Here is a 21,925-nt window from a genome sequence, read left to right on the forward strand (position 1 = left end):
CACGGAGGATAAGATGGCAACGACTCAAGAATATGGACTGGGAGAATTTGACTTTCCACGCGGCTGGTTTGTCGTAGCAGAAGCCAAAGAGGCAACGAACAAGCCCATTCCCATGCGGTATTTTGGACGCGACCTCATTTTATATCGCGGCCAAAAATCGGGTAAGCCCGTCGTTATGGACGCTTACTGCCCACACATGAAGACGCACTTAGCCAAGAATGAAAGTTCTTATGTCGTTATGGACGGCAAGCATACTGAGGGTGATGATATTCGCTGTCCATATCATGGTTGGAAATTTGGTCCTGATGGCAAATGCAATGAAATCCCTTATTCGCCAGCACCTATTCCAAAAGCCGCTAAAATACGGAGTTACCCTGTTCAAGAATGGGGAGGCTTTGTTTTAATATGGCATGACGAAGAAGAAGGCGAACCCGATTTTCAGCCTCACCCTCTCCCGGAATGGGACGATCCAAAATGGGTGAATTGGAAAGTCGATCACCTAGGCGTGCTCCCCTGTCACCCGCAGGAGGTTATTGATAATATTATGGATAAAGCTCACCTTGGTCCCATACATGGATCCATGGATATGGAATCATTTGAGAGTGTTATCGAGGACCATGTGGTTAGGCAAATTTTAGCAGCAGGTCACCGAACTTTATCCGATGATATTCTGACGAATGATACGTGGTACACTGGCCCCGGCCTCTTGATGAGCAAGATGCTTGGCTACTATAACTCCCTTATGCTTGTGGCACATACACCTGTCGAAGACGGCACTACGCGCGCTTGGCATGCACTCATGGTGGAACCCCCGAATATGCCGATGACCAAAGAAGATGAGGAAGCCGTTGCCGCCTATCAAGAGGGTTCGAAAATGGCACTTATGCAAGATTTCGACGTTTGGAAACACAAGGCCCCTTGTATCCAGATCATGCAAGTCATAGGTGACGGCCCCTTCAATAAAGTGCGTCAGTGGTACAAGCAATTCTTCAACCCTCGTAAGGATGTAAAGATGTATCAAGAAAAAGCGAACGGGAAATGGGTTGGAAAAGGAACGAAACGCGACCCATGGCCAGAGGCCGCTGAGTAAGCCACTAAAATCCCATAGGAAAGTATTATGAAGACAGCAGTTGTTACGGGCTCAGCCTCCGGCATTGGTGCATGCGTTAAAGGTAGACTGAAAGCGCAGGGCTATAATGTCATAGGCATCGACCTGAGAGGCGCCTCTATTAATGCCGATTTATCCACGCCGGAAGGTCGTAAGGACGCCGTTGACCAAGCACAGGAAATGTCAGTCGGAAAAATTGACCGCCTTGTTCTTGCCGCGGGCTTGGGAGGTCATATTGCGGATGGAGCGCTTGTCGCAAAGGTTAATTATTTTGGCGCTGTCGCTATATTGGACGGCCTGAAAGATGCGCTAATGGCGACATCAGGCCGATGCGTTGTCATTTGTTCTAATTCCGCGCAAATGTTTATGGATTCGGAAAATCCCATCATTACGGCCCTATTAGAAGGCGACGAAGATGCAGCCATGACAGTTATTGGCAATCAAGACGGTACGAAAACTTATGCTACATCCAAGCATGCTTTAACGCGTGCTGTTCGCCGCCGTTCTGCACAATGGGGCCAAGATGGAATCACGCTTAACGCGATTGCGCCCGGCCAAACAGCGACCCCTATGCAAAAAGGCGCTGCTGAACATCCAACAATTGGCAAAGCTGTGGCAGGCATACCCATACCGAAAAAGCGTCTCGCCTCGCCTGATGAAATGGCTGGCGTTATCGAATTTATGCTCTCAGACGCCGCTGATTATATGCAAGGTAGCGTTATTTATGTTGATGGTGGCACAGACGCACAGTTAAGGCCTGACGGGTTTTAAAATAATATTATCTATAAAAAAAGCGGCCTCGATAAGGCCGCTTTTTTTAACTCGCTATTTTCATGAGGCTTAGGCATTTGCTCTCATCATATGCTTTGCAGCGACATATCCAAAAGTCATTGCAGGCCCTAAGGTGGACCCTGCTCCCGGATAAGTTCGCCCCATAACGGAGCTTGCTGTATTTCCAGTCGCATAAAGCCCGCCAATTGGCACGCCGGCTGCGTTCAACGCTTGCGCATTCACGTCAACGTCAACGCCACCTTTTGTCCCAATATCCCCTGGGAAAATTTGGAAAGCATAAAATGGCCCTTTTGAAATCGGTGCAAGACATGGATTTGGCTTAACTGTAGGGTCACCATAATAACGGTCATAACTATTATTGCCCGACCCAAAGTCCTCATCAATGCCTGTTTCTGAGTAGCGCCCAACCTTTTCAGCTGTCGCTTTTAAGCCCTCGGCATCAACGCCCATAAGCGCAGCAAGCTCTTCAATCGTATCGGCCTTTTTCATAACAGCCTTCACAGATTTGCCCCATGCTACATCAGGCATCACCGCAGTCGGATAAAGCGGACCTACGGCATATTTTTCGCGCGCTTTGCGATCGAAGACAACCCAAGTTGATAGTGGATGCTCTTGGACTTGGCGGCCAACTTCATCATAGGATGCTGCCTCATTTAGGAAACGCTCTCCATTCCCGTTTACAATGTAAATTCCTGGCAAAGCCCGCTCAACAAACAAAACACGTGAGCGGTCTCGTTTAGGAAGGCGAACAGATGGCCCCCACCACGCGGCATCCATTAAGGTCATAGTCGCGCCAATCTCGGCCGCTGCTTTGTGGGCGTCACCCGTGTTTGTACCAGGTGTCGCAGACCAATCAGGATTGCTGGAGTGTGGTAAATATTTCGCCCGCATATCGGGATTGCTCTCAAACCCGCCAGCCGCAAGAATAACTCCGCGGCTCGTATTGACTTTTACGTCTTTGCCGTCGCGCGTAATAATCGCGCCAACAACGCGTCCGTCTTTCTCAATCAATGATTTAAAGGGCGTTTCACGAAGGACCGGGATTTTGCGCTTAAAGGCAGAGACAAGACACCTTCCGACAAGCGCATTACCTAGACATAAACGACGGTGACGCTTTGTCTTTCGGCGGAACGGAATATCGATACGGTATAAAAAGACTAGCCGGGACATAATTTTAGACCAGCCAGGCGCACGAGTGATTATTTTTTTGGCTTCATTGACCGTGAGTGTAAAGCCGCCAAAGGCTGTTTGCTCATGCGGTTCGCGCATATTTAAAAATTCACCTTTCAGCTTTGTCGCGCTCATCGGTAGAGGATCAAGTGTCCGCCAGCCATCTTTACCGCCGGGGCGATCAGGGAAATAATCAGCATAGGGCGTGGCCGTAAACTTCACCTCTGATTTATCCTCCATGAACTTTAGCATTTTGGGCGCTTGGTCGACATAACGGGCGATACGCTCTTCGGCGACATCATCCCCGATACACGCTTTCAAATAGTTCAGCGCAGCTTCTGGTGTATCTGTCTCGCCATGCTCGGCCATAAGGTGGTTGCACGGGATCCAAATACCGCCGCCGGATGTCGCAGATGTTCCGCCGAACATATCTGACTTTTCAACAACCATAACTTTCGCCCCGTGCTCATGGGCTGTAATGGCCGCCGTGAGGCCACCTGCGCCGCTACCTACGACCAAAACGTCTACATTCATTTCTTCCATTATTCACTCCTGAACGCTTCCGCCTTGCAACATAGAACTATGCATAAGTTTATTCGTAATAATTACACATATTTTCTACGCATTATAGATAAAAATGTATCAATATATCACAATTTGCGTATTTTATATTGAATTTATCTGCCATTTGATAGACTGTTGCTGAAATTATGATGCGGCTAATTCTATCCGCATCATCTGTCATATACAGGTAAAACTATGCAATTTTCATTCACGGAAGAGCAAGCTCAAATCCGAGAAAGCGTTGAAACGGCCTGCGCAGCTCTCTGTGATCGCGACGCTTTATTCCAAACGATAGAAGGTGATGGCGGGTTCCATTCCAAAGGTTGGCAAACACTCTGCACTGAAATGGGCCTGGGTTTAACGGCGATACCAGAAGACCGTGATGGTCTAGGGCTTGGCACCATTGAACTTGCGTCTGTTATGGAAAAGATGGGGAGAACATTGCTACCAACGCCCTTCTTCACCTCTATCGTGCTTTCGGCAACAGCCCTCATTAATGGGGAACGAGATGACATCTTTGATAAGGCGCTTGCGGAAATTAGCACTGGCGAAAAGATTGCAAGCTTCACATTTTTGAACTCAGACGGCACAAATAGTGCGGAGGCAAATAGCGTTCACTATGCACATTCGACAGGCATCAGCGGAAAAGTCAGCTTTGCTGAATATGGGCACATTGCGGACTACTTTGTCATATTAGCCAATCATGATGATGGTGCTCCCTGCTTAGTTGTGATTGACGCAAAAGCTAAGGGCGTCACAGTCACACCTCGCCTCGCCCTTGATATGACACGTCCCGTAAGCGATGTGTCGCTAACTAATGTTTCGATATTAGGTGAAAAACCACTATGCACATCGTCTGAACTTATCGAGAATATCTTTAACCTCGGACGCATTTGCCTGGCGTCCGAGCAACTTGGCGCGTCGGAAGCCATATTGGAAAAAACACAGAAATTCGTCTTGGAACGTCAGCAATTTGGACGTCAAATCGGTAGTTTCCAAGCGATCAAGCACCGGCTTGCTGACATGATGGTGCTAAATGAAGCCGCCAAATCCGCCGCGTGGTATGCAGCTTGTTCGGCTGATGAATCGCCCGAAGAACTGCCTATTGCCGCGGCCACGGCCATGGTCGTCACAACTCGTGCATTGAAGCGTAACGCCAAAAACATGATTCAACTTCACGGCGGTATGGGCTTCACTTGGGAATGCGACGCGCATCTTTTCTTGAAGCGCGCAGAATACTCAAGCCGAATTCTGGGTTCTGAAACTGTCCACCGCGAGACCTTAGCGGCCTTTGCTCTCGGCGAAAGCGAATTGGGAGATGCATCATGAAACTTGGCTTTACACCAGAACAAGAAGCCTTTCGCAAAGAAGCCGCCGCATGGCTAGAAGAAAAGATGTCAGGCGATTTTGCTGATATCCGCTACGAACGCACTGTTTTTGGTAAAATAGAACGCCGTCGTGATTGGGAACGTACGTTAGGGGCCGAAGGGTGGAGCGTTATCGGCTATCCGAAAGAATATGGCGGCCGCGAAGCGAACATTGCTGAGCAAGTCATTTTTGCCGAAGAATATGCACGCTCTGGCGCACCGGGCCGTTCGGGCCACATCGGTGTTGAACTCGCTGGGCCCACACTTCTGCATTTCGGCACCAAAGAGCAACAGGATAAATTCATTCCCGATATGGTGTCCGGAAAGACACTTTGGGCACAGGGCTATTCTGAACCCGGAGCCGGTTCCGACCTGTCAAATGTGCGTACAAAAGCACGTCTTGAAAATGGCAAATGGATTATTGATGGTCAAAAAATCTGGACGTCCGGCGCGCAATTTGCTGATTGGATATTCGTTCTCGCGAGAACAGAGCCGGGCACAAAAGGCCCGAAAGGGTTATCTTTCCTTCTCGTCCCTATGCGGCAAGACGGCATTACGGTTCGCCCCATTAAGCAAATCACCGGCGAGTCAGAGTTTAACGAAACTTTCTTTGATAGTGCTGTAACAGACGCAGAGAATATTGTTGGCGGCGAAGGTAATGGCTGGAAGGTCGCCATGGGCCTTCTCGCTTTTGAGCGCGGCGTGGGCACCTTAGGGCAACTCACAGCGTTTCAACGTGAATTTGACGCGATGATTGACCTCGCTAAAGAAAATGGAACAGCGCAAGACCCCCTCATTCGTCAACGTATTGGCGAGGCTTTTACAGGCTTGAAGGTGATGCGCCACAGTTCACTGCGCATGCTCTCTGATGAAAGCGCATCGCTTCAGCCAGCCGCAATGACATATAAACTCTATTGGTCAGCTTGGCATAAGAGCTTTACAGAGCTTTGCTTGGATGTCGCAGGGCTTTCGTCCTTTACTATGGACGGTGACGATTACGATTTACCAGAAATGCCTTATATCTATCTGACAGCACGCGCTGACTCGATCTATGGCGGCACTAATCAAATCCAAAGAAACATCGTATCTGAACATGCGTTGGGCATGCCGAGAGAACCACGCGGTAAGTCCTAGCCATCTAAGTGCCAGGTATAAATTTGGCTTCCAAAACACATATTTTGAACACAGGTGACACCAAAAGAAAAGCCCCGCTTAAGCGGGGCTTTTTTACGCGTCATTGAAATAGTCTTAGAACTGAACGCCGACTGTCATGCCATATGTTCTCGGATCAGCAAAGTAGCCACCAGCATATCCGAGTGGCCCAAAGTCAACGCCGCGCACAAAGTCATCAGAGTCTGTAAGATTTTTACCCCAAAATTGAACGCTTGCCACAGAGCCACCAAAATCAATGTCATAAATACCAATTTGAGCATCAACGATATCACGATCATCACCTTTAATTTCTTCGTTAAAGGGTGAGGCAATTGAAGATAAGAAGCTGTATTTTCCGTCCTCATGTGTATAGCCAACGCGTGCCTTGAGTTCCGACCCTCTCCAATTTAGGGACTGCTGCCAATTCGCTGCCAGATTATAAGTTAGAGGCGACGTATATTGTGGATTAACAAATTGAGCAATGTCTACCGGCGCAGTGCCGACAACTGGTGTACCAGCCAATAATTCTTTGAAGTCAATGTCAATGTAACCAAGATTCCCATCGATTGAGAAGTTATCCGTGATCAACGCTTGACCTTCGATTTCAAATCCCAAATATTCTACTGAACCCGCATTATTAAAGCGTGTTCCGAATGTACCAGAGTCAGGGTCGTTTACAGGGCTGACGACAACAAGATCTTTGTAATCATTGAAATAGGCCGCCGCATTCAGGCGAACGCGATTATCAAAGAACTCCGACTTGAAACCAGCCTCATATGACGTCACAGTCTCTTCGTCAAAACCGCCAATAGTCGTACTGCCAGACGCGGGCTTATCACTCGCATTAAATCCGCCAGAACGATAACCCGTAGCGACACGTGCATAAAGATTAACTTCGTCAGACATGTCATAGCCCGCCATCACATTCCATGTGAACTTGTTGAAGTCATCTTCACCCGTATTTATCTGAGCGAGAGGCGCCGTGCCGTCTTGGAACTTGGTTAGCTCCTTCGTGTCTTCAGTGTAACGTCCACCCACAGTCAAACTCAAACGATTATCAAAGCTCGTAGGACGGAATGTAAATTGGCCATATACAGCTTTTGATTCGCTCTCCGCTTGATAATCTAAAATAGCTTGGGTGACGACAGTCCGATATTGCGCAGGATTTGCCGCAACAAATCCAGGGCCGAGACCTCCGAAATTCGCAAGGAAAATGTTGTTGGTATCCAGTGTAAAGCCACTGTTTTGTGGGTTACGCTCTGTACCGTCTTCTTTGAAATAGAAAGCGCCCACAACCCAATCGAGCGTATCTGTATTACCGCTCAGCTCAAGTTCTTGGCTGAATTGAGAGTGTTCACGTACATTGTTGGTGTCAAAGCCACCTTGTGTCGTTGTCGCAAGTGGCGCATTCGCAATGAAAGGGCGAAAGGCTGCAGGTATAGATGGGATGAATTGCAGGAGCGATTCGGGCATGCCATTGAACAATGTTGCGTTTGAGAACACTGCAGATTCGATAGTTCCTAGCCCGTCCAGATCAGAGCTCTCAACAATACTATCCCACTGGCGATAACCTGTTGTTGATTTTAGCACGGCATTACCAAAATCTTTTGTGAATACGAGACTATGACCTAAAACTTCTTCTGATGCGTTCCCGTCTTTGTCCAAACAAATCTCCTCACGACGCTCATCACGAAGCGGGGCCGACAAGGCTGCGCAACCTGCTTGTAAGAAATTAGCTTGCGCGATAGCCCCTAGCGGACTGCCCTGCTGTTGTGTTTGAGTGAAAGCCACACCATTTGATTCGAGATTAGGGCGAAATCCTGCATTAGCTGCATTCGTCAGCTGGAAAGCTGCCGCCCGGCCATTCACTTTTGAATAGTCTGCGATGTAACGCAAGCTTGCTGTATCATCAATGTCTAGCAGTGCTGCAAAACGGATCGAGTCAGTGTTACGGGCGCCGGGATCTTTGCTGTCATCCTCTTCAAGAATATTATCAACAACACCATCACGTTGACGGTGTGAGTAGGATAAACTTGTGCGTAAACCGGCAACTTCTGCGTCATTACCAATCTTACCAAAATTCACGGTACCTTTACCGTGCCAAGCGCCATAATTGCCAATGCCAAATTCAGCCTTAACGCCAAAGTCCTCCGAGGGATCCTTTGATATAAAGCTAATAGCGCCCCCTGTCGTATTGCGACCAAATAGCGTACCCTGTGGGCCACGAAGCACCTCAACGCGTTCTAAATCAAGGGTATCTAATCCGTTTGCCGCCGAGCGGGCAATGTATACACCGTCAATGTAAATACCATTAGACGTATCGATACCGAAGGTTTCAGTCGCTGGCGAGTTAATGCCGCGAATAGAGACAACGGCCGCCCCCAAGCTAGTTGTACCTCCGATAATTGTCACATTGGGAGCAAGACCACTTAGGTCCTGCGCACTGTCAATACCAAGTTGCTCAATCTTTTCTGCACTGATTGCGCTAACTGCTAGAGGAACGTCTTGCAAATTTTCAACGCGTTTCTGGGCTGTTACCACAATTTCATCAAGACTAACTTGCGCAAAAGCGGGTGTCGCAATCACCGCCATACTTGCTGATGACAATAGCGCCAGTGATAGTTTTCCAAGATGCATCGATTTCATTGTGTTCCCCTTTGTGGTTATTTTCTTAGAATAAGACATACACATAAATATGACTACGGCAACCATTTTGCGTATTTATAGACACCATAATCTACGCATTTATGTGGTATGTGGTGAAAATATCACAATTTGCGTAATATATTGGCCGCATGCATACGTTACGACCTACACTAAGAATATGCGCAAAACGAAAATGGGGGTTAGGTTTGTATCGCACACGCGTTAGCAAACGGACTGAGAGTAATGTTCGGTATCAAGGGTTGATTACTCACGCATCTGCTTTCCGCCGTTTACGTGCCAAGCTTGACCGTTAACAAATTCACCATCGTCTGAGGCAAGAAATGCGACTGCTGCGGCAATATCTTTCGGTTGCCCTAAACGATGGGATGGCGTTTCTGCTTGAATGCCCGCGAGGCGTTCTTCATCAAGATATATTGCCACCGCCTCCGTCATTATAAGTCCCGGGCAAATGACATTGGCACGAATTCCACTTGGGCCCCATTTTGCCGCAACATGGCGCGCAAGCGCATGAATTGCTGTTTTCGTCATAGCATAAGCAGGCTGAACGGGCGCGCCCGCTGATGCCGCGCCGGAACTTGTATATATCATGGCGCCTCCGCCGCGCTTCAGCATAGCGGGAATGGCCGCTTGAGAAGCGAGCAAATGGCTTTTTGTATTGATAGCAACAGACTTATCGAACACCTCTTCGGTAATCCCTAGGGCGTCGTCATCGCCAACAGTGCCGCCCGCCAAATTTGAGTGGAAGAAATCTAATCCCCCAAATTCTTTGACAGCACGCGCGACAATATCCTTTTGCGACTGCGCGTCTGTACCGTCCAGATAAGTGCCGATAACAATTCCACCAGATTTTTCGATTGCCTTAGCCGTCTCAACAGCCATATCGCCCATGATATCGCCAATAATAACTTTGGCTCCTTCGGCACACAAACGCTCCGCCGTAGCCGCGCCAATACCGCGAGCTCCACCCGCGATGACACCAACCTTACCCTTAAGTCCGCGCATGATAACTCTTAAGACTTTGCGAGATTACGGGGTTTGCCATCGTCATTGGCGTAATATTTTCTATAGAACATACGGTATTTCGCGATCGGTCCATCGCCTTCGCAAATAATAGGCTTAGGCAAATTCCGCATACGATCCCAAACCACTTTATCTTGGTCCATTTGCTTCACAACATCTGCGATGATTGCAGCGGCGACACGCGAGTCTTTTTCCTCATTCGGTTGCGTGAAGAAATAACGGACGTGGACGTGGTCCTCATCAACAGGTGTCAAGCATGCTATCAGCAAAGTCTCGCAAATCCCTTCAAATCGAACCCATGATTGACCAGGACCGCTGGAATGGGAAGTAATAACGCCCTCAACCATCCCTTTGGGTGTCCCCATTTTGGCCCGAACAATCGCTTTGCGCGTAAATTCACCCCACTCGAGTTCAGCATCAGGCATGTTTGCTACGCCATGAATGTATTGGAAATGCGCAAAATCAACACCATTTTCACCAATATTTTGAAGGCTATTCCAAATTGCCCAGGTCGTCTCTTTATATTCTGTCCAATTTGGGTCTGAGCACTCTGCGACCTCAACGACATCATACATCGGCGCATCACCATTAGGGTGATACCACGCCCAAATAATTTGGTTAGCTTCTTTTACGGGCCAGACTTGTTTGCATTTCTTCGCAACACGCGGCGGGATTGATGGTGAGTACGGGATTTCTTTGACCAGCCCCTCTTCACCGTCATAGCGCCACGCATGAAAAGGACACTCAAGCATATTGCCGTGAACTTTGCCGCCGTGCCCCATGTGGGCGCCTAAATGCTTACAATAAGCTCCGAGCATGCGAGCTTCGCCGTCTTCCCCGCGCCATATGGCAAGCTCTTGTCCGAAGTAACGCAGGGGTTTAACCTCCCCTACGGCCAGTTCATCAGACTTCATCATAGCATACCAACCAAAGGCAAAGCCAACATCCAAATTACGTTCTACAACGGGTCGACGATTTTCGACCTCAGCCACACGCCATGCTGCGCGCTCTTCAGTGGTCATTTTCTCAAGCACGCTCCAAACAGCTACAGGTGCAGTGCGCGCATCAGTACTTTTAATATCGGCATTCGCGTTCATTATTTATCTCCGAGATTGAGGACTTTGAGCGCATTTTCGCGCAAGAATTTCGGCCAAACATGGTCTTTAAAGCCCACATTTTCCATATCGTTAAAAATCCGATCCAAGCTAAGTCCCATCGGGAAATAGCCGGCATATATAATTTTGTCTGCGCCGCGCGTATTGGCAAAATTGATAATAGATTTGGGATAGTACTTTGGGGCAAAGCCGCTTGTCGAATAATAAAGGTTCGGCCATTTCAGCATTAATTTCCACGCTAAATCGTCCCAAGGCTCTGCGCCGTGACGCATAACAACTTTTAGCGTCGGGAAAAACCAACAGACCTCGTCAAGACGTTCGACTTTTTGTGTTGTCATAGGAATACGCGGCCCGGGCACACCGACGTTAAGAAAAATGGGCAAGCCTAGTTCTTCGCAGGTCGCGTAAATCGGCCACATGTTCTTATGATCAATTGGGACTTGCGGAAATGTGCCTGCAGGAAAGCATGACACGGCAGAGATAATCCCGTCAGCATGAAGCCTTCGTATTTTCTTACATTCTTCGGTACCATTGTTTGGATTAATGCCCAGGTCGAAAATAAAACGGTCAGGATACTCTTCTTTAGCACGGCGGTTCATTGGCGTATCGCTCCAGCCCGCCATGCCACGTTCAATGTTATGCTTATCCATTTGCTCAATTGTCCAAGGCAGGAAGTCAGTCACACCTTCGGTGTTTGGAATGCTTTTGAACATATATTCTGCAGGCATATCATAGGACTTGAGCGCTTCGGGATCTTTGGTCAGAGGACGAAAAGACGCAAACCAATCAGACCTATCATCTGAGTCGAGAATGCCCATCATTGTATCAATAATGCGAATATCTTTAGGATAAGCCATAAACTGGGACGCTCACTTACATTTACGTGTCGCAATTAAAATATTGCGCATTAAATTTGACGTAATAATACGAATACCAACCAATAAGGCAAGTCATATTCTCAATATGCGTATTTATGACTTTATTTTACTACGCGCATGTGGTTTTAATACGATAACGAATAGCCGCATAACTAAGGCCTTATTCAGGAGGACGATATGAGCAAACAGTTCGAGGGTAAAGTCGCAATTGTAACGGGTGGAAGCGACGGTATCGGTAAAGCCACAGCTCAACTCCTAGCCGACCGTGGCGCTCATGTCGTGATTTGCGCCAGGCGTGCCGAGAAATTAGAGGCAACCAAAGCTGAAATTGAGAAAACAGGCGGATCTGTTGAAACGACCAGCCTTGATGTCTCCGACACTGATGCCTTTCACGCCCTTATCCACGATGTAGCAAAACGTCATGGCCGCTTGGATATGCTGGTCAACAATGCCGCGTCAACGCACTATGCGCCCATCAAACATCTAACATTAGAAAACTGGCGACAAGATTTTGCAGTCAATGCTGACGCGGCTTTCATTGGCACAAAGGCAGCAATGGAAGTCATGGTGCCGCAAAAAAGCGGTTCAATTGTCAATGTCTCATCCTCCTGCGGTGTTCGTGCCGCGAAAAATATGGCGAGCTATTCTGCCTCCAAAGCCGCCCTCACCCACTTTACGGCATGCGCAGCCATGGAATGTGCGCGACACAACGTACGCGTAAATGCAATCGTACCAGGTCAGGTTCAAACGGCAGCCAATGAAGAGTTCGCGAAAAAGGTGCCCGAGACAGCCGCTAAGACAACGGCCGCAATTCCGATGGGACGCGGCGGACGGCCGGAAGAACTGGCGGAAGCCATCGCCTTTATGCTCTCAGATGCAGCAAGCTTCATAACAGGAACCGCCCTACCCGTTGACGGCGGTAAAGTCGCTGAACTTTATCTACCGTCCTAAGACTATGCAAGCCGAGGACTATTTCGAAATACAAAATCAGCTGAACCGATATTTTCAATATGTGGATACGGGTGATTTTGAGCGTTGCGGAGAGCTCTTTACTCATGCTGATTTGATATACTTGCAGTCGGGCCAAACATACTCAAAAGATCCTGCCGGAATTACGCGGCAAATGCGAAGTTTTGTAAAATTATACGGCGAGGCAAACATACCTCAAACCCGTCATCATAGTGGCAATATGATTATTGAGTCTGACGGTGAGAACTGCGCAAAAACATCCTGTTCAGCCATTATATTTCAAAGCACAGAGGTGTTACCTTTTCAAGCAATCGCTGAAGCCAGTTATAATGACCGCTTTGAAAAACGTGCTCAGGGCTGGATATTTATTGAACGAAAAATGACTTTAAATTTCATGGGCGATATGGCCCACCATCTTCTAAGAGAGGTTTCCACATGAGCGATACACAATATAAATTTCCCGGCATTGAAGGCAAACGCGCATTAGTGACAGGTGCAGCGGGAGGCATCGGTCGCGCGATTGCGATCATGCTGAACCAAATGGGGGCCCATGTAACAATCGGCGACATCAACGAAGACGGGCTTAAAGAAACCGCCGCCCATATGGACGGAGCGCCAAACCCTGTCCCATACGACGCTCTTGATACGGCAGCTTGTGAGAACCTTGTCGCAGAGGCTGCAAAAGATGGGCTGGATATTTTGTGTAACAATGCGGGCTTTCTGGATTGGGCCGCAACGCAGGATTTTGAAACAGATCGTTTCATACGCACTATTCAGATCAATTTGGTCAGCACCTATACGATCTGCCGCGCCGCCTTTCCGCATTTGGCAAAAAGCCATGGCAGTATTGTTAACACCGCTTCAACAGCAGCGATTGTGGGCATTCCTTTCTCCGCCGCTTATACTGCTTCTAAACACGGCGTAGCAGGTCTGACTAAAAGCCTCGCCGTAGAATGGGCCCCAAACAACATCCGCGTGAACGGCATTTGTCCCGGCCATGTGGATACGGCGATGGGCAATCAGCGCCCGCCATCGGAAAATATTAATTGGGACATGGTTATGCGTAACACACCCAAACTTCCCGACGGCATGTTATCGCCAGAGGAAATCGCTGCGCAGATAATCTGGATGCACTCTGATGCTTGCAAACGCATGACAGGAACGCTTATCACGCTTGATGCAGGGCAATGTGCGGGGTGACCAAGCTGTATAAAATCGCCAATATCCCTGGTGACGGTATTGGAAAAGAAGTCCTACCCGAAGGCGTGAAGGTTCTCGATAAAGTCGGGGGGCTATACGGCTTTTCTTTAGACTATACCGACCTGCCGTGGAGCTGTGAATATTACGTTCAAACAGGAAGTATGATGCCGGAAAACGGCATAGACATATTATCAAAACATGACGCCATATTCCTCGGCGCGGTAGGTTTCCCGGGCGTGCCAGATCATGTCTCCCTTTGGGGCTTGCTGCTGCCCATTCGGCGACAATTTGATCAATATGTGAACCTTCGTCCCATCAAATTGATGCCGGGGATGAACACACCGCTGGCCAAGCCAGGCAAAATAGACTTCTTGATAGTCCGCGAAAATACAGAGGGGGAATATTCAGACCAAGGTATGATATTAGCGGAAGGCACAGACGAAGAGACCGTCATCCAGCACTCAGTGTTCACGCGTAAAGGCGTCGACCGATTGTTGAAATATGGTTTTGAACTCGCCCAGACGCGAGAAAAGAAATTGGATTGGGCAACTAAATCGAACGGCATCTACATCGCTATGCCCTATTGGGACGGGCGCGCAGCTTTAATGTCTAAAAACTACCCCGACGTTGCAACGGCGCAATATCATATTGATATATTATCAGCCCATTTCGTAAGAGACCCTGCGCGCTTTGATGTCGTCGTCGCGTCCAATCTGATGGGCGATATTTTGTCCGACTTAGGTGCCGCCTGCACAGGAACTATTGGCGTCGCGCCGTCTGCTAATCTCAACCCCGAAGGCAAATTTCCGTCTATGTTTGAACCTGTCCACGGGTCGGCTCCAGATATTTACGGACAAAATATTGCTAACCCCATAGGTCAGATTTGGTCAGGCGCTATGATGTTGGAACATTTAGGCGAAGTTGAAGCTGCGGGCGCCATCATGCGTGCCATTGAGTTTGTGCTTAGCGATGAGACCGCGCCTCGTACAGCTGACATGGGCGGCACAGCGACAACTCAAGAAATGGGCGACGAAGTTATGGCGCGGCTCTCTTAAGCCTTCAGTCTTAGATCTTTCACGACGCCTATTTGCCCAAGTCACTTTGGATGCGGGTCAAGTCGCCGAATAATCATAGGGGCGCGAATATCGCGTCTCAGCAATTCATCTCATTATTCTATTTGAAAGCGGTTTGCAGTGCTTGAGCGGCTTTTTCAACAGCCTCATCGGCAAGAGGCACGAGGCCAAGTAGGCTTGCAAAACCATGGATGGCGCCCGGATAGTCATATAACGCAACCTCTACACCCATTTGTTCAAGCGAGCGAGCATAAGCCACGCCTTCATCATGTAGCGGATCATTACCTGCAACGATAATCGTCGCTGGCGCAAGACCAGATAAATCGGTCGACAGGCTTGGTGAAACGCGAGCATCTTCACGTAACTCACCCGGCGCATATTGCTCCCAATACCACCGCATTTGTTCAGAGGACAAAAAGCCGACATGTTCAGCGTTGAATGACGATGAATTACATCGTCCGTCTAATGCAGGATAAAAGAGCAATTGATGGACGACAGATTGATCGCCAATTGCCAATTGGGCGGTGGCAGCGGCAAGGTTTCCGCCTGCACTATCACCAGCAAGCGCAATACGGCGCGGATCAATACCGAGTTCATCATGGTTAGTTTTCACCCAGTGCAGTGACGCGGCGGCATCTTCCCAAGCCGAGGGAAACGGGTGTTCCGGTGCAAGGCGGTAGTCAACAGAGAGAACCGCACAGTTTGCGTGTGAGGACAAGGTCGCACAAAGACGGTTAAACATATCAAGCGTGCCGTGAACCCATCCGCCACCATGAAAAAACAAAACAACCGGCAAAACTTGACCTGGTGCCGGATGATATAACCGTCCTCCGATAGATCGCTTCTCTGCTGTTATAGATATATCTACTTGCTTTGCGATTTCGACTGGCGGGCCAGAAATTGGGTTGTCCAGCGTAGCGCGCAGAGATGAAGGCGTAATGGGATCAGGCAGCGCAAAGCCGCTCTCAGCCATGGCCTGCAAAAGACCTTGAATATGCGGATCAATCATATGTTTAAGTCCTTATGAAACCTTCATAATTGTTTTGTACGGCTGCAGTGCTAAGCTCGCAATATCTCGGGAAGCCGCCGACATAAATCACAAAGCCGCCCTTTTTGCCTTCGATGTTCTTCCCGTTATACCATGAATCCGCCAAATGGTGCACCGTATGCTGTGCCGCGCCGTTCACTTCAGCTGCCCAGTTTTGCTCAGCTTCTTCGGTTGTGTCGATGCGCGAATAGCCATCCTCTTTTAGCTCATCAATAATGCCTGAGACAAAATCGACTTGCCATTCCCCTGCCGTAATCATCTGTGCAAACGCCGCTGGCGAGAGTGGCCCATGAATCATGAAAAAGTTTGGGAATCCCGCCACCATAAAGCCAAATGCCGTCGTCGGGCCGTCCTGCCATTTCTCAGATAATTTCATTCCGTCGACGCCCGTTATATCAATCCGGCTAAGCGCGCCGGTCACGGCATCAAACCCAGTCGCCATGACAAGGACGTCAATATCATACTCGCTATCCGTTGTTTTAAGACCTGTTTCGGTAAAGCCCGTAATTGGCGCAGATTTCACATCGACGAGCGTGACGTTGTCGCGGTTATACATCTCGTAATATCCGTTATCAATGCATAGCCTTTTGGCTCCAATGGGATAAGTCTTCGGGCAGAGCAATTCTGCCGTTTTTGGGTTATCCACAGTCGCGCGAATTTTATTTCTAACAAATTCACAAACGACCTCATTGGCGGCGGGATCTGTCATAACATCGGTAAAGGCAACCATCATCTGAAACGCACTTTTGGACGTCCAACCCTCCTCTAAGACCTCCACCTGTTCTTCGGGTGTATAGTCGTGAGCCGACTTCGTTGGGTAATCGATAAGGGACACGCCATAAGTCTCTAGGAGTTCTTTGCGACGCTGCGGGTAGTTATCTTTCCAATCGCGCTCATGCGCCTCGTCCGTCGGCTTATTTCCCGACGGCATACTAAATGCAGGCGTTCGCTGAAAGACCGTTAGGTTTTTACTCTGTTCTGCCAAAATTGGAGCAGCTTGAATTCCCGTCGAGCCGGTGCCGATGATACCAACACGTTTATCAGACAGGTCTGGCTGTTCTTCCGGCCACTGGGTCGTGTGAAATATCTCACCTTTAAAGTCTTCGCGGCCGGGCCAATTGGGCATGTTAGGGGCGGATAACGCCCCGGTTGCGGCAACGATATGCTGACAAATAACGTGATCACCCTTTGCCGTTTTGATGTGCCACCGATTTGTATCTTTATCAAAATACAACGACTTCACTGGATTTGAAAGACGAATATCTTTACGCAAGTCGAAACGGTCAGCAACATGGTTGGCATATCGTTCGAGATCGGGTTGCGCGGAAAAATATTCAGGCCATTTCCATTCCTGCTGAAGGTTTTCATCGAAACCGTATGAATATTCGACGCTTTTAATATCTACTCGCGCTCCGGGATAGCGGTTCCAATACCATGTGCCGCCAACACCATCGCCCGCCTCAAAGCAAACAACATTATGTTTTTGCCCAAGCTTGTGAACGGCGTACAGACCGGAAAACCCAGCCCCAATTATAACGATATCAAAATGTTCCGGCATATCTTAGAGACTCCGCTGATTGTTTTTTGACAGTAGGAAATTTGTCATTTGGCATCCTCGCCTAATACGCGTTTGTCCAGCCGGATTTCGCGGCGTGCCATGGCTTCCCATAAAAAAGGAAAGCCCAAATCATCCGACATTTGCGCAACGCGAAGGGTTTCCGGATCAGTAATTGGATGCCCCTCTCCGAGTGCTTCAACTTGCCATGCAAGACGGCACCGATGCTCCAGAGTAATTGCGCGCAAATGAGCTTGCCTGACATCTTTGGCTACGACAAAAACACCGTGATTTTTTAAAAGCGCCCATTTCGCATCACCTAGCGCTTCGGCGGCGGCTTTCGCTTCGGCCGCACCGTCCACTGTACCTTCATATTCATCATAAAAGACGGGATCGCCTTCGATCTGGCCGGATGTTTGATCGTAAATAGGGGGAATGCGTCCAGACGCTGACCAAACCAAACCCCAGCGGGAATGGTTGTGAAGGACCACACGCAAATCATGGCGTCGATGATGTACTTCAAGGTGCAGCCCAATAGCCGGTGTTACGTTCCATTCACCCTCAACAATTTTGCCCTCGCCATCCACGCGAATAATGTCATCAGCCGTCACCTCGTCCCATGCAAGTTCCCAAGGATTAACCAAATAAGTGCCATCAGTGTCTGCGAGCGTGATATGGCCTGCAATATGATCATCATAACCTTCGCGATGCAACATCCGACATAGCAGCGCCACTTCCTGATGGGCGTTCAATTTTGGCAAAAGCGGATAGCGGCCCGGATTAGGCGCAAGCTTTTCAAGCATAGGATTACTGCGTTTTGGTTTACTCATATCTAAACCCATTCTGCAGACGCTGGCCCAGTATCAACCGTAGGGACGTAGTGAAGACCTAACGCTTTGCAGGCCTCTTCAATTGTCATGTCAAAAACATCTTCATATTTCATAAAGTAAAGCGGGGCGGACTTACGTCCAACTTCGGATCCGCGCAAAGTTGCATCATGCGTCAGCAACCATGTTTGCGGATAATGCAAGACAGCACGTGTCAGTACACGTGTCGAAGCCAATATTGAAAACACAGACAGTTCACTCGCTAACTCTGGGCTCATATGAACAAAGATATTTGTCAACCGCATGTAATAGGGCACAAGTTCGCCGATGAAATCAAATCCGCCTCCGCCAACAATATGTTCAAAATCATGCACTTGCCCCGCACGTAATTGAAAATACTCATAATCGCTATCAGGCTCATAAGGCGGTACAATGTTTACGCTCATACCTTTACTCATGAGTTCTGCGTAAAATATGCCGCCAATCGTATTAGGCGCGTATTGCTTCAGATCATCTGGCCCAAATGTTGAGACAAACCCTTCTTTGAACCAAGCATCAAGTTCTGGAACCTTCGCACGCTCTTCCGCGATCAATTTATTGATATGGTCAATATCCTGAATTTCGCGCAACATCATAATCAACTGAGCCGAATCTGATGGGGTCGGAATATCCGAACCGTTTTTACGCAACAGATGCGTCGAAACCCAATCACGCACGCGCGGTTCATTCAAATAGCGCGAAGAACTGACGAGAACGCTACTCTCAGTCTCAATCCTCTTCATGCCTTGCATCAGATAAGAATAATCGGCCATTTAAAACTCCATCAGTTAGTTAAGTAAGCTTGTGGGCAAGCTCTGCCGGAACGGTAATTGGAAATCTAAGCAACATTTGCCCCATGCCTTTAGCCGCAGAATCAAGCGCTGTGCTGGCATTAATCCCGCCTGTGAGGGCTTCGTGAACAACGAAATTAATAGCTTTCAAGCCAGGTGCCGCAAAGGCTTCAACCTTTGGCGGATGCCCGTTGGGTCCTAAATGCTGATACCATTCACCGACAGCCTTAGGCGTTAATGACGCTTGCAAATATTTCAGATACTCGGCTTTGCGCGCAATCGCGGCCACGTTGAATAAATGGCCTTTATCACCGCTACGCACCCAGGCAAGTTTTACTAAGTCTACAGTAACATCACTGTCAGGCTTCTCGGTCGTTGACATTGCGCTTCGCTGCGGTGGGCGGCCCACAGCAGGCTTACCCAACACCGTAGGCACATCATGGGTCGTTCCGTCAATTGTCATCGTGGCCGTAACGTCGCTTTTGTTTATCAAAAACAAAAAGACGCCAGTCATAGGCGTGACTTGTGTCGCCAAGTTTATAGAGGTTCCGACGGACATGCCGGTAATGCCAGCCCATTGTTCTGCCGCAAAAATCCCAGCGCCCTGTTGCGTAGGGTGATCTACCACCAATTTACAGATGATTTCTCGCCCGCCGCCCGGAATCGCGTGAGCACCAAAGCTAGCCTCGCCGCCAATCAGTACCGCTTCAGTGCGGGTGAAATCCGGCAAATTATTGATGCTTAGCAATTGCCGTCCGCGTGCGAATAGGGCCTCTGCTTGACGCTGGGCCTTGCCCGCTGCGTCCTCTCCAATGATAGGTTGATAAGCGACGGTGCGCCACCCGCCGTCAAACGTGATACAAGCTTTGTAAGTGTCGGTCGCCATACGCCCTCTTGCGCCGGTCACCCGAACGCGATTAGGCCCAAGTTGTTCTAGGCTTACATCGCTGAAATCGCAGCGCACATCAGCAACGATGTAATCAGCAGGATCACTGACTTCGTATAAGATTTGTTCCGAGACCGTTCCGATAGATACGAGGCCGCCTGTTCCCTCTGGCTTTGTTATTACAACACTACCGTCAGCATGACATTCCCCAATCGGAAATCCTATATTCGCCCAGTCAGGCACATCACGCCAATCTGTAAAAGTACCACCGGAAACCTGTGCGCCGCATTCAAGAAGGTGACCAGCCAATGTTCCGGCAGCTAACAAATCCAAATCGGTTGTTTTCCAGCCAAATTCATGAATTAGTGGACCCAGCACAACAGCACTGTCAACGACGCGGCCAGTGATGACGATATCTGCGCCTTTGGCCAAGGCTGCAGCAACCGGAAACGCGCCAAGATAAGCATTTGCGCTAACAATATTGTCGGGAAATTCAGTATCAATAAACATATCGCGATGGCCTGCCGTGCGAAGAGCATCAACGCGACCTCGTAGGTCATCACCTTCAACATAGGCCACAGTTAAAGAAAGGCCTTTTTCAGCGATCATGGCTTGCAGTGCAGCTGCTAAGCCCGCAGGATTTACACCACCAGCATTTGCAACAACCTTTAGCTTTTGCTTTGCGATTTCTTCAAGATGCGGGCCAACGTGAATAGTTAGAAAATTGGCTGCATAGCCAGCTGTTGGGGCGGCCGCTTGCATGCGTCCAAATATACCCATTGACCCCTCGGCAAGATAATCAAAGACTAGATAATCTAAAGCACCGCCCGCAAGCAACTGCGGCACTGAGAGTGCAGAGTCTGCAAGGGACGCTGTAGCCCCTCCGATCCGAATGACTTTTTCAACACCGGCATTTGACGCCATGTTTCACACTCCCCGCAATATTTATTATAACTATAGCTATCAAATACCCTTGCTCTTAACTGTAACGAAAGTTACATTCTGCCATGAAAAAAAATGAACGACAGCTAGCGTTGAGCGTCCTGCAAGAGGCGGACTGGCTAAAAGACTATTCACCTGCCTTACCGCAAAACTTGATTTCCGAGGGGCAATTCGTAGGATTAAATACAGGCGAATGGGCGCAGGCAGAGGGGGATGACCGAGGTGGATTATATCTCGTTATCGACGGCTTACTTCATACCTATTACGCGCCATTGGGTGACCGCGTCATCATGGTAGGACTCGCTGAACCTGGCGCAGTTCTGGGACACGCCACACGCTATAGCGGTGGCCCCCGTCTTGTAACGGCCGTCTGTGCAGAACCTAGCGTCATATTAGAAATTTCAGAAAATGCTCTGGACCGCGTTGCTGCGCAATCTCCAGAAATATGGCGAGCCATTGCAGATTTAACGTATAACAATATGCGAAGGGCTCTGCGCCTCGCGGCTGAAATTGTGTCCCTTCGTCCACGAGAGCGCATAGCGGCAAGGTTAGTCGCAATCGCCAAGCACGATGATACTCAAAAAATTCTCACTGTAAAAATCAGCCAAGAATTACTCGCCGAAATGATTGGGGTCACGCGTAAAACCGTTAACCAACACCTCTCAGCTTTTGAAAAAGATGGTCTTATCCTTGTCGGTTATGGACGTGTAGATCTTATTGACTTACCAAAGCTCAAACTTATTTCGGCAGGCATCGTATAGG

General features: G+C 48.8%; 19 protein-coding genes. 9 read left to right on the plus strand and 10 right to left on the minus strand.

Features of this window, described 5'->3' with window-relative positions:
* The first annotated feature begins 13 nt into the window (after positions 1–13).
* Positions 14–1,090 (plus strand): Rieske 2Fe-2S domain-containing protein, encoded by a 1,077-nt coding sequence (locus AB6B37_RS08290; RefSeq protein ID WP_371395291.1) that lies wholly within the window; start codon positions 14–16, stop codon positions 1,088–1,090.
* A 27-nt stretch (positions 1,091–1,117) separates the two neighbouring features.
* On the plus strand, positions 1,118–1,879 hold the full coding sequence (locus AB6B37_RS08295) for an SDR family oxidoreductase (protein ID WP_371395292.1): 762 nt from the start codon (positions 1,118–1,120) through the stop codon (positions 1,877–1,879).
* A 69-nt stretch (positions 1,880–1,948) separates the two neighbouring features.
* On the opposite strand, the gene AB6B37_RS08300 is transcribed toward AB6B37_RS08295, so the two are convergent.
* Positions 1,949–3,613 carry an FAD-dependent oxidoreductase gene (locus tag AB6B37_RS08300; protein ID WP_371395293.1) on the minus strand — a complete coding sequence of 555 codons (1,665 nt, stop codon included), beginning with the start codon at positions 3,611–3,613 and terminating at the stop codon, positions 1,949–1,951.
* 216 nt (positions 3,614–3,829) lie between these two features.
* On the opposite strand from AB6B37_RS08300, the gene AB6B37_RS08305 reads away from it, so the two are divergent.
* Together AB6B37_RS08305 and AB6B37_RS08310 are read left to right on the plus strand one after the other, a co-directional pair.
* Entirely contained in the window at positions 3,830–4,963 is a 1,134-nt protein-coding gene (locus AB6B37_RS08305; protein ID WP_371395294.1) for an acyl-CoA dehydrogenase family protein, read from the plus strand.
* Entirely contained in the window at positions 4,960–6,135 is a 1,176-nt protein-coding gene (locus AB6B37_RS08310; RefSeq protein ID WP_371395295.1) for an acyl-CoA dehydrogenase family protein, read from the plus strand. Before AB6B37_RS08305 ends, AB6B37_RS08310 begins: the two co-directional genes overlap by 4 nt.
* A gap of 114 nt (positions 6,136–6,249) precedes the next feature.
* On the opposite strand, the gene AB6B37_RS08315 is transcribed toward AB6B37_RS08310, so the two are convergent.
* From AB6B37_RS08315 to AB6B37_RS08330, 4 genes are all read right to left on the minus strand, one after another.
* Positions 6,250–8,799 (minus strand): TonB-dependent receptor, encoded by a 2,550-nt coding sequence (locus AB6B37_RS08315; protein WP_371395297.1) that lies wholly within the window; start codon positions 8,797–8,799, stop codon positions 6,250–6,252.
* Between the two features lie 264 nt (positions 8,800–9,063).
* A complete protein-coding gene (locus AB6B37_RS08320; protein ID WP_371395298.1) occupies positions 9,064–9,822 on the minus strand; it encodes an SDR family NAD(P)-dependent oxidoreductase in 759 nt (252 codons plus the stop codon).
* Positions 9,823–9,830: 8 nt separating this feature from the next.
* Positions 9,831–10,937, minus strand: coding sequence for a Rieske 2Fe-2S domain-containing protein (locus AB6B37_RS08325; RefSeq protein WP_371395299.1), 1,107 nt, complete (start codon positions 10,935–10,937; stop codon positions 9,831–9,833).
* On the minus strand, positions 10,937–11,812 hold the full coding sequence (locus AB6B37_RS08330) for an amidohydrolase family protein (RefSeq protein ID WP_371395300.1): 876 nt from the start codon (positions 11,810–11,812) through the stop codon (positions 10,937–10,939). The genes AB6B37_RS08325 and AB6B37_RS08330 overlap by 1 nt, the downstream gene beginning before the upstream one ends.
* Positions 11,813–12,010: 198 nt before the next feature.
* Here AB6B37_RS08330 and AB6B37_RS08335 point away from each other — a divergent pair, with 198 nt between their 5' ends.
* From AB6B37_RS08335 to AB6B37_RS08350, 4 genes are read left to right on the plus strand one after another with little or no spacing between them, the layout of a single operon-like run.
* On the plus strand, positions 12,011–12,784 hold the full coding sequence (locus AB6B37_RS08335; RefSeq protein WP_371395301.1) for an SDR family NAD(P)-dependent oxidoreductase: 774 nt from the start codon (positions 12,011–12,013) through the stop codon (positions 12,782–12,784).
* A 4-nt stretch (positions 12,785–12,788) separates the two neighbouring features.
* Positions 12,789–13,241 (plus strand): nuclear transport factor 2 family protein, encoded by a 453-nt coding sequence (locus AB6B37_RS08340; RefSeq protein WP_371395302.1) that lies wholly within the window; start codon positions 12,789–12,791, stop codon positions 13,239–13,241.
* Complete coding sequence (locus AB6B37_RS08345; protein ID WP_371395303.1) at positions 13,238–14,002, plus strand: SDR family NAD(P)-dependent oxidoreductase; 765 nt, start codon at positions 13,238–13,240, stop codon at positions 14,000–14,002. The genes AB6B37_RS08340 and AB6B37_RS08345 overlap by 4 nt, the downstream gene beginning before the upstream one ends.
* Positions 13,999–15,057 carry a tartrate dehydrogenase gene (locus AB6B37_RS08350; protein ID WP_371395304.1) on the plus strand — a complete coding sequence of 353 codons (1,059 nt, stop codon included), beginning with the start codon at positions 13,999–14,001 and terminating at the stop codon, positions 15,055–15,057. The genes AB6B37_RS08345 and AB6B37_RS08350 overlap by 4 nt, the downstream gene beginning before the upstream one ends.
* A 118-nt stretch (positions 15,058–15,175) precedes the next feature.
* Here AB6B37_RS08350 and AB6B37_RS08355 read toward each other — a convergent pair whose 3' ends face one another.
* From AB6B37_RS08355 to AB6B37_RS08375, 5 genes are read right to left on the minus strand one after another with little or no spacing between them, the layout of a single operon-like run.
* The gene (locus AB6B37_RS08355) at positions 15,176–16,084 is read right to left on the minus strand and encodes an alpha/beta hydrolase (protein WP_371395305.1); all 909 of its coding nucleotides are present in this window, start codon (positions 16,082–16,084) and stop codon (positions 15,176–15,178) included.
* A gap of 4 nt (positions 16,085–16,088) precedes the next feature.
* Complete coding sequence (locus AB6B37_RS08360) at positions 16,089–17,681, minus strand: flavin-containing monooxygenase (protein ID WP_371395306.1); 1,593 nt, start codon at positions 17,679–17,681, stop codon at positions 16,089–16,091.
* 44 nt (positions 17,682–17,725) lie between these two features.
* Entirely contained in the window at positions 17,726–18,508 is a 783-nt protein-coding gene (locus tag AB6B37_RS08365; RefSeq protein ID WP_371395307.1) for a class II aldolase/adducin family protein, read from the minus strand.
* A gap of 2 nt (positions 18,509–18,510) precedes the next feature.
* Complete coding sequence (locus tag AB6B37_RS08370) at positions 18,511–19,317, minus strand: Coq4 family protein (protein ID WP_371395308.1); 807 nt, start codon at positions 19,315–19,317, stop codon at positions 18,511–18,513.
* A gap of 19 nt (positions 19,318–19,336) precedes the next feature.
* The gene (locus tag AB6B37_RS08375; RefSeq protein ID WP_371395309.1) at positions 19,337–21,145 is read right to left on the minus strand and encodes an acyclic terpene utilization AtuA family protein; all 1,809 of its coding nucleotides are present in this window, start codon (positions 21,143–21,145) and stop codon (positions 19,337–19,339) included.
* Between the two features lie 83 nt (positions 21,146–21,228).
* Between AB6B37_RS08375 and AB6B37_RS08380 the strand changes: the two genes are divergently transcribed.
* Positions 21,229–21,924, plus strand: a complete 696-nt coding sequence (locus AB6B37_RS08380) for a Crp/Fnr family transcriptional regulator (RefSeq protein ID WP_371395310.1) — start codon at positions 21,229–21,231, stop codon at positions 21,922–21,924.
* The last annotated feature ends 1 nt before the right edge of the window (position 21,925 follow it).

The sequence above is a fragment of the Fretibacter rubidus genome (assembly GCF_041429785.1).
Taxonomy (GTDB): Bacteria; Pseudomonadota; Alphaproteobacteria; order Caulobacterales; family Maricaulaceae; genus Fretibacter; species Fretibacter rubidus.

Coding starts and splice junctions, on each gene's coding strand:
- AB6B37_RS08290 (WP_371395291.1), top strand. CDS start 14: ATGGCAACGACTCAAGAATATGGACTGGGAGAATTTGACTTTCCACGC.
- AB6B37_RS08295 (WP_371395292.1), top strand. CDS start 1,118: ATGAAGACAGCAGTTGTTACGGGCTCAGCCTCCGGCATTGGTGCATGC.
- AB6B37_RS08300 (WP_371395293.1), bottom strand. CDS start 3,613: ATGGAAGAAATGAATGTAGACGTTTTGGTCGTAGGTAGCGGCGCAGGT.
- AB6B37_RS08305 (WP_371395294.1), top strand. CDS start 3,830: ATGCAATTTTCATTCACGGAAGAGCAAGCTCAAATCCGAGAAAGCGTT.
- AB6B37_RS08310 (WP_371395295.1), top strand. CDS start 4,960: ATGAAACTTGGCTTTACACCAGAACAAGAAGCCTTTCGCAAAGAAGCC.
- AB6B37_RS08315 (WP_371395297.1), bottom strand. CDS start 8,799: ATGAAATCGATGCATCTTGGAAAACTATCACTGGCGCTATTGTCATCA.
- AB6B37_RS08320 (WP_371395298.1), bottom strand. CDS start 9,822: ATGCGCGGACTTAAGGGTAAGGTTGGTGTCATCGCGGGTGGAGCTCGC.
- AB6B37_RS08325 (WP_371395299.1), bottom strand. CDS start 10,937: ATGAACGCGAATGCCGATATTAAAAGTACTGATGCGCGCACTGCACCT.
- AB6B37_RS08330 (WP_371395300.1), bottom strand. CDS start 11,812: ATGGCTTATCCTAAAGATATTCGCATTATTGATACAATGATGGGCATT.
- AB6B37_RS08335 (WP_371395301.1), top strand. CDS start 12,011: ATGAGCAAACAGTTCGAGGGTAAAGTCGCAATTGTAACGGGTGGAAGC.
- AB6B37_RS08340 (WP_371395302.1), top strand. CDS start 12,789: ATGCAAGCCGAGGACTATTTCGAAATACAAAATCAGCTGAACCGATAT.
- AB6B37_RS08345 (WP_371395303.1), top strand. CDS start 13,238: ATGAGCGATACACAATATAAATTTCCCGGCATTGAAGGCAAACGCGCA.
- AB6B37_RS08355 (WP_371395305.1), bottom strand. CDS start 16,084: ATGATTGATCCGCATATTCAAGGTCTTTTGCAGGCCATGGCTGAGAGC.
- AB6B37_RS08360 (WP_371395306.1), bottom strand. CDS start 17,681: ATGCCGGAACATTTTGATATCGTTATAATTGGGGCTGGGTTTTCCGGT.
- AB6B37_RS08365 (WP_371395307.1), bottom strand. CDS start 18,508: ATGAGTAAACCAAAACGCAGTAATCCTATGCTTGAAAAGCTTGCGCCT.
- AB6B37_RS08370 (WP_371395308.1), bottom strand. CDS start 19,317: ATGGCCGATTATTCTTATCTGATGCAAGGCATGAAGAGGATTGAGACT.
- AB6B37_RS08375 (WP_371395309.1), bottom strand. CDS start 21,145: ATGGCGTCAAATGCCGGTGTTGAAAAAGTCATTCGGATCGGAGGGGCT.
- AB6B37_RS08380 (WP_371395310.1), top strand. CDS start 21,229: ATGAAAAAAAATGAACGACAGCTAGCGTTGAGCGTCCTGCAAGAGGCG.